General features: G+C 28.5%; 6 protein-coding genes. All 6 read right to left on the bottom strand.

The window, feature by feature from the left end; genetic code table 11:
* On the bottom strand, positions 1-627 hold a 627-nt coding region (locus ACTHW2_RS09640), incomplete at its 3' end, for a hypothetical protein (RefSeq protein WP_442263722.1).
* The gene (locus ACTHW2_RS09635) at positions 627-1,832 is read right to left on the bottom strand and encodes an ATP-grasp domain-containing protein (RefSeq protein WP_442263721.1); all 1,206 of its coding nucleotides are present in this window, start codon (positions 1,830-1,832) and stop codon (positions 627-629) included. The genes ACTHW2_RS09635 and ACTHW2_RS09640, both read right to left, overlap by 1 nt.
* The gene (locus ACTHW2_RS09630; RefSeq protein ID WP_442263720.1) at positions 1,829-3,292 is read right to left on the bottom strand and encodes a lipopolysaccharide biosynthesis protein; all 1,464 of its coding nucleotides are present in this window, start codon (positions 3,290-3,292) and stop codon (positions 1,829-1,831) included. Before ACTHW2_RS09630 ends, ACTHW2_RS09635 begins: the two co-directional genes overlap by 4 nt.
* A 3-nt stretch (positions 3,293-3,295) precedes the next feature.
* Positions 3,296-4,273 (bottom strand): glycosyltransferase family 2 protein, encoded by a 978-nt coding sequence (locus ACTHW2_RS09625; RefSeq protein WP_442263719.1) that lies wholly within the window; start codon positions 4,271-4,273, stop codon positions 3,296-3,298.
* 3 nt (positions 4,274-4,276) lie between these two features.
* Positions 4,277-4,669: a glycerol-3-phosphate cytidylyltransferase gene (gene tagD, locus ACTHW2_RS09620; RefSeq protein ID WP_442263718.1), complete on the bottom strand. Its 393-nt coding sequence runs from the start codon at positions 4,667-4,669 to the stop codon at positions 4,277-4,279.
* A 246-nt stretch (positions 4,670-4,915) separates the two neighbouring features.
* Positions 4,916-5,902, bottom strand: a complete 987-nt coding sequence (locus ACTHW2_RS09615) for an EpsG family protein (protein WP_442263717.1) — start codon at positions 5,900-5,902, stop codon at positions 4,916-4,918.
* Between the last annotated feature and the right edge of the window lie 521 nt (positions 5,903-6,423).

The raw sequence follows: 6,423 nt of genomic DNA, 5'->3' as shown, positions 1-6,423 counted from the left end.
AATTGCCCCTAAAATATTTCTTGTTAGCTTTGACATCCTTTTAATAGGTAATTCTTTGAAAGACTCATCATTTTCTTTAAAGTCGTTATAATAGGTCGAAGCTTCCCCTTCAAACCGTCCCAGTATATGTTTCATGCGATGACTTGATTTTTCTTCTTCTAGTTTCTCCTCTAATATCCTATCCGTTGATAAGTAGGCTCCGTCAGGTACTCCAAAATATTTTCTTAAGGAATAGATAGTATCTATTCCTTGTACAGGCTTTTGAAAAAATGATTGGGTGTTATCAATTATAATAGCCCCATATTGTTCTTTGAATGATCTTATTGAGCTGTTACTAATTTGACCATAATAGTTAACGATGTATAGATATTGGTCCTTTTCCAACTTTTTATCGAATAAAGGATTAAAGTTCTTGTCAATTGAATAACCTTCATAATCCACAGAAAGCATTTTTAAAACGCCAGAAACAGAATCACATAAATAGTGTGGTATATAGACTTTTTTTATACCTTTTGCTTTTATAAGATAAGCCAACGCATTCCGTCCTGTATTCAGTTCTATCATATTATTATAATAAGGTTTATTTATAAACTGATCCAGTTCAAAATAACCCCCAATTTCTCTCATCAAATCACCTGCTTTATAATCACTTCAACCCAATTTTCAGGATCTTTAGTGAAATTCATCTGCTCTTCTTGTGTATCAAACTTAAAAAACACAATTCCAATTGCTTTATTAGCACCATCAAAATACTGAACACTGTCACCTTTTTTCTTATATATGACTTCTTTCAAAATTTTGTCTTCAATACCATTTTTATATTGAACCGTTTGGAATAATCCATCCTTGTCTGTATGAAGCACATAAGTAGATATGTATTTATTTTGGATATTTGTATTGTTAAAACCATACTTGTTTCCCATTGCTGATTCAATTGTAGCTGCAATCATGTCTTCTCCAGTTGCCATATATAAAAGGTCCGGAATCATATTGCCGCCATTTCTTGGCCCCATCTCTACAAAATATAATTTATCATTCTTATCAATCATAATTTCAATATTAAATGCACCGAATTCAACATCTAATGAATCAAATAATCTTTGAGTTTCCTTTTTGACTAAAGCTAGTCTATTTTTGCTAATATAGATTGGGTAGCTTGTGCCCACTGGAACATAAGGATTTACTTTGTTATTTCTATGACTATTTAATAGCCCCCAAAATTCTACCTTGCCATCAACAACAAAGCAATCTCCTGCAATCATGTATGGGTGGTCTTGTTCTATAAACTCTTCAACAATAATATTTTTCCCTCGTGAATTATCTAAAGCTATTTTATAGGCTTCTTCAAAATCTTCTACCTTTTCAACCTTACTTACACCTTTGCTTCCTGATGAATCAATAGGTTTAACCATTACTGGAAAAGTAAATTGATTTATTTCTTCCTTGGCACTTTCAATGGATGAAAATCCTTTGGCCTTTGGACAATTAAAGTTATTCTCTCTTAAGAATTCTCTAAATTTATCCTTAAAAGCTAGTATTTCAACTGATTTGTATGGATTTGTAGGTAATCCGAGCTTCTCTGCAACATAGGCTGCCGTAGGAGCTGCTGGATCAGAGGCATACGCTACTACTCCATCTACCTTTTCGTTTTTTGCGACTTCTAGTATTGCACCTTTATCTGTTGTACTTACGCAGTAAGACTTTTTAGCATAATTTTGCCCAGGATTATCAGGTAAATAATCGCACAAAACAGTATAATAGCCTTGTTTATTTGCATATTCTATGGCAGGTATTTGTTGAGTTGAACCGCCTAATAATAATATTTTTTTCACACCGATGCCTCCTTTCTAGAATTTATTAATTTCTTCACTGTTCCAACTAAATAAGTAAAACTTTCTATTTTAAATATCTTTGCTAATAATATATATATAATGCTCCCTGAAACTATTTGTAGAATTAATATTTGCCATGCAGGAAAACTTAAAAAATTAAATAAATAAACAATTACACCCATTATAAGAGAAATTAATAATGATGGCATAATATCTAGCCATTGTTCTTTATAACTATAATTTAATAGCTTTTTATTTGGATATGCATTTATAAACGAAGATATAACACCAGTCAAAATTGACCCAAAAGCAATAGCAAAGACTCCAAAATTCATACTAATAGCTAAAATAATTAAGCCATATGTTTTTTTAATTATTTCTAATCTTAAGAAAATATCACTTCTACCCATTGCATTAATAGCTTGTAAGTTTGCAGTATGAATTGGCTGTAAAGAATATGAAATACAATAAATTTGCAGAAACGGTACTGCTGGTAGCCATTTATCTGTAAGTACTATTTTAACTAAAGGTTCAGCTACAACTGCCATCCCTATCATCATTGGAAATATTAGAAACGAACTAGATACAATTGCGCGCCTCATCATTTCCTTAACTCTTTTACTATTATCTTGATGAGCTGATAGAGTCGGAAGCATCACAGCCTGAATTGATCCATCTATATTAGTTACAATAAGTTGTGGAAATTGTTTCCCTCTGTTATAAAACCCTAACGTTGCTGGTGTAAATACTCTTCCAATTATTAATGTTCTTAGATTCATATATAATACATTCAATAAGGATGACGCTAACAACTTCCATCCAAACGAAAATAATTTTTTGACTTTAAATAATGAAAACACAAGCTTCGGTCTCCATTTTACTGTAAACCACATGATGATTGTTATAGAAACTTGATTAATTAATTGCTGTATAACTAAAGCCCAAATACCTAAACCTTGATATGCTGCTATTATCCCTAATGTCCCTGAAATCAATATCGCTCCTAAACTACTCCTAAAAAGCTTCTTAAACAAAAGATTTCTAGACACAAAAGCATTTTGAATAGAATTAAATGCCCCTGCAAATAATGTTAAAGATAAAACTCTTAAAACAGGAATCAAAATAGTATCATTATAAAAACTTGCAATAAAGGGTGCAGATATGTACATGAGTATATAAAGAATTCCGGAGATTCCTACACTCAAATAAAATATTGAAGAAAAATCAACCTCATCAGCATCCTTTTTTTGAATTAAAGCTGTATTAAAGCCGCTCTGTACAAATACCTGTGTCAAATTTATAAATACCATAACTATAGCGATTGTCCCAAATTGTTCTGGCATAAGTAGTCGTGCTAATACTATTTGAACTATAAATTGTATTCCTTGTGTTCCTCCTCGTTCCATAAGCTTCCAGAAGAGGGAGGAAAGGACTGTTGATTTAATGTTTTGATTTTGCATTATTTATAAACCTCTTAAACTATTTTTCACATTAATTAAATTTTGATATATACTTGGAAAATAGAACCTACAGTTTACCTTTAGTTTTTTTAATGTTCCAAGATTGTCATAAAGTTTTTTATATTTCCCCAACTTAATTTCTTTAATTTTATTTTGAATTAATAATTTATTAAATTCAAATTGTAATATCTTTTCATTAACAGCATTAAAATACAAGTTGTTAGAATATTCATTAAACCCCTTTAACATATCTATGGATTTATTCGCGTGATTTATTTTTATAATTTCAAAATTTTTAGATGTACTATACCTTTGAGACCAGCTTGCTTTAACTCCAACTCTATATACTGCCATTATTTCATCAAAATAATAAGTATATCCTTTATGTGACAACAAGATTTGTAAAGGATAGTCTCCAGTAGATGCATTCATATAAAATTCTGGTGGGTTATCCATTAATTTTTTTGGATATAATAATGATGCTGTACCAAAAAAATATCCTCCACCAATTATAATATCTTCTATTGGACAAATTGTATTTATATTATAAGGTCTTACCATCGCATCCAATTCTTTATTAGATTTTACTTGCTTAACGGTATGAGTGCATAAAGTGCATTCTGGATTTTCTTCCATATAATCTACTTGCTTTTGAAGTTTATATGGATCGGTCCAATAATCATCTCCTTCACATAATGCTATATACTTTCCCTTCGCTCTAGAATGATTGAATTTATGTGCAATCTTTCCAATCTTTTTTGAATGTTGATTTTCTTTCTGAATTATTGATTTTATTATTTTAGGATATGTTTCTTCATATTTCCTGATTATATCTGCTGTTCTATCTGTAGAAGCATCATCGTGAATTAGAACTTCAAAATCAAAGTCTGTTTTTTGCATTAAAAAACTCTTTATAGCGTCCTCAATATAATTTTCATGATTATATGTTATACAATTAATACTTACCATTATATCGCTCATAATTTAATCCCCTAATCCTAATTCTTTTTTTATCTTAGTTGTTGATATCTCAGGAGTCCTCTCCAAATACACTACCTCACAATGTTCTTTAAGAAAGTCAAACTCACCTTCCCAATCATTCCCCATAACAAAGGTATCCACCTTAAACTCTTCAATATCTTTAATCTTTTGCTTCCAATTCTCTTCCGGGATCACTAAATCTACATAACGTATAGATTCAACTAATTTCTTACGCTCTTCATAAGAAAAATAACACTTCTTTCCTTTCAGCTCATTGAACTCATTAGTTGAAATAACCACTATCAAATAATCTCCTAAATCTTTTGCTCTTTTTAATATATTAATATGTCCGTAATGTAATAAATCAAATGTACCATAGGTAATTATCTTTTTCATATTTACTCATCTCGATTCTCTGTTTTATTTCATTAATTCTAAAAAGTTTATAATTCTATATCATGAATTTTTATCATTAAATTCAATAAGTTGTTTAACAACTTATTTATATCGTTTCGTTCGCTCTCATATAAATCTTTCCCTGGTCTTATCCTCTCTCAAGAAAAAGGACACCTTAAACATAATAAATCTACATTCTGCTAGATAACATACTTTCATTTTAAATGCTAGCTCTTTGTTATTAATCTAAGAAAATATTGTAGTGTATGGTACAGTTTGATGACTTGCAAGATAAATATATAAATATCCCCAATAAATAATAATATAAAGTATCAATGATGGACCTATTATAAAACTGTTTGTTTTTTCTTTAAATAATTTATAATAAAACGGAACAATTAGTACTACTGCAATAAAAAACACATCTGAAATACGATTTAAGTATTTAGCACCTATATAACCAGTAAATTTAAGAATAAATCCAACATTAATCATAAAAAAGATTAATGAAAATCTCTCATCTATTTTAACTAGACGCTTATAAAATATTATACCCGGTAAAATAAAGGGTGCGTTAATAATAAAAAGTCCAATTCCAAAACTAGTTTGATTTGACTCCGCTATATAATGCAAATAATAATTTGTTTTTAAAATATTTACTGATACAAAACTTATTAATATATCATAATTAAACAACATTATTATTATAAAGAGATATACTACAAATTTAAAGAGTTTATTCTTTTTAGATATGTTATTAAACAGAAAATAAAAAGGTAACATTACAATAGAACTATTATGAATACTTATAGCTAAGCACACACTTGCTAAAAATTTTATAGCTTTTTTTTCATATATAAAGTCAAATGAATATAACATAATTGAAATAGATAATGTCATTCTAACTAAATTAAATGAAATATTATAATAAAATAACATGAAAGTAAGCATACATAAACCTAAGCTAAGTGTATTTTCATACTTTTTAATAGCTAGATATATAAATAAAAATGTTAGATATGAGACAACAAAAAACATAATCTGTTCGTTTCCACCTAATTTTCCAATAATTAGATTTATCAAACTAAAACCAGATTCAGTTCTAACTCGATATCCATTATTTACATTGTTAAATATTCTTACATAAGAAAAATAATCTACACCTATTCCATACCTTATTCCGGCAAAAAAGGCAGGAAAAGATAAACTTAAACCAACAAATAAAGTATTCATTTTTTTGTTTTTTATATACGTTGATAATTCTATAAAAATAGATGTTATTAATATTATGACTGAATAGAAAAAAAATGAACTTAACAAAATCCCTCTCCCCTTTGCTAGATATAAATATACAATTATATCTTATATGTTAATTACCATCCTCTCAAAACCTATAATAGAATGATAATGCCCTTTATGTGTCATAATTCTATAGAGATTCGCCCAAGTAAAATTTGATAGTATCAATATTATTATAATAAATTAAAATTATTCTACTATAATCATAAGATTAGTTAGCACTTAACTGGACAGATATTTCAAGGTTATGTAATATAATCTTATAAACATAAAGAATAGTATTATGACCAAGATGTATATTTACACCTAAATTCAAACATCAGTTAATTCAGCTTTATAGAAATGGTAATTGAAAATGTAATATTACAAAAGAATATCATGTTGTATATTCTACTTTATACAAGTTGGATTGTCAACCTTTTTCAGCACACTTTTTTCTCGGACATTAATATTCC

The sequence above is a fragment of the Tissierella sp. genome (genome assembly GCF_052089545.1).
Lineage (GTDB): Bacteria > Bacillota > Clostridia > Tissierellales > Tissierellaceae > Tissierella_A.
Note: the sequence above shows the minus strand (reverse complement) of the source record. Positions and strands in the feature narration are given on the sequence as shown.